Origin of the sequence: Inquilinus limosus MP06, from assembly GCF_000767795.1 — a bacterium.
GTDB classification, from domain to species: Bacteria; Pseudomonadota; Alphaproteobacteria; order DSM-16000; family Inquilinaceae; genus Inquilinus; species Inquilinus limosus_E.
Genome location: NZ_JANX01001029.1, coordinates 1 through 1,092, shown reverse-complemented (window position 1 = coordinate 1,092; position 1,092 = coordinate 1). Strand labels below are relative to the sequence as shown.

At 70.0% G+C, this 1,092-nt stretch carries 1 tRNA gene and 1 pseudogene; both read right to left on the bottom strand.

Annotated elements, in window-relative coordinates:
• Nucleotides 1-307: 307 nt before the first annotated feature.
• Nucleotides 308-403: transfer RNA gene (locus P409_RS38505), tRNA-Sec, on the bottom strand.
• 72 nt (nucleotides 404-475) lie between these two features.
• A pseudogene (locus P409_RS41675) lies at nucleotides 476-1,015 on the bottom strand (SelB domain-containing protein); the annotation flags it as partial.
• Nucleotides 1,016-1,092 lie beyond the last annotated feature (77 nt).

Here is a 1,092-nt window from a genome sequence, read left to right as displayed (position 1 = left end):
GAAGCTCGCCGTGAGCAAACGCACGATCCGTCCTGTCCTGAAGCGGTGATCCTGGTGTCGCCGCCGCAAAGCCCTCACCCGGAGCCGCTTCGCGTCTACGACCTCTCCCGCAAGCGGGAGAGGCAACGCGCACTGTCCTCGACAGATGTGTGAATACCCTAGGTCATGGCGGGGAGCGAAGCGCCCCTTTGAGTCTGGAGGGGACCATCCAGTGCCGGTGCCGCTGGATGGCCACGCTCCTCCGGGGCTCGCCATGACGGGTCTGTCTTTTCGGCCGCTGCTATCCGTCCCGTCAATGAGGGCGGGTTGGCGGAAGAGAGTGGGAGTCGAACCCACCAAGGACCGGCTCGCGGCCCCTCCCGGATTTGAAGTCCGGACGCCCCACCGGGGACGATTCTCCTCCATCACCCTCGGCCGGCTCCGCGCCGATCGAGGGACGAAACAGGTCCAGCCGATGCCGGTTCAGCCGGCGCAAATCGCCTCGCCGCAGCGTCACGCCGTGGCGGTCGAAGAACTCCAGGATCTGAATAGCAACCTTGCGGCCGCTGTCCACCTGATCCCGGAACTGGGCCGCGCTGAATCCGGCCTCATGCGCCTCGCCCAGCCGTACCAGGATGCCGACGATCTCGGCCACGGTCGATCGCAGGAAGAAATGGTCATGCGCCACTTCGTCCACCCGGCCCATGCGGCCGGTGCGCTTCAGCAGGCGGCGGATCTCCGCCTCGTCGACGCCCAGCTCGCCGGCGATGTCGCGCACCCGCGGCGGCCGGAACCGGGCCTCGCCGCCCAGCCTCGGCAGGATCTCCGCCCACAGCGCCTCGTCGGCCTCGGTCAGATGCGCCTCATGGCCGGTCAGCCGCACCCAGGCGCCCTCCAGCGCCACCTGCTCGGCCCGCGCCAGCGCCCGCAACAGGGCGGCGAAGGCAGGGGCGGGCAGCCGGGGCCGCGACTGCAGGCGCAGCCGCTCGAAGCCGATGCCCGGCAGGTCCGGGTTGTCGCGGTGGAAGCCGTCCAGCGTCTCCAGCAGACCCTGGGTCAGCCGCGTCCAGTCCTCCGAGGTCAGGGCCAGAACCTGCTCGCCGGCCGCGATCC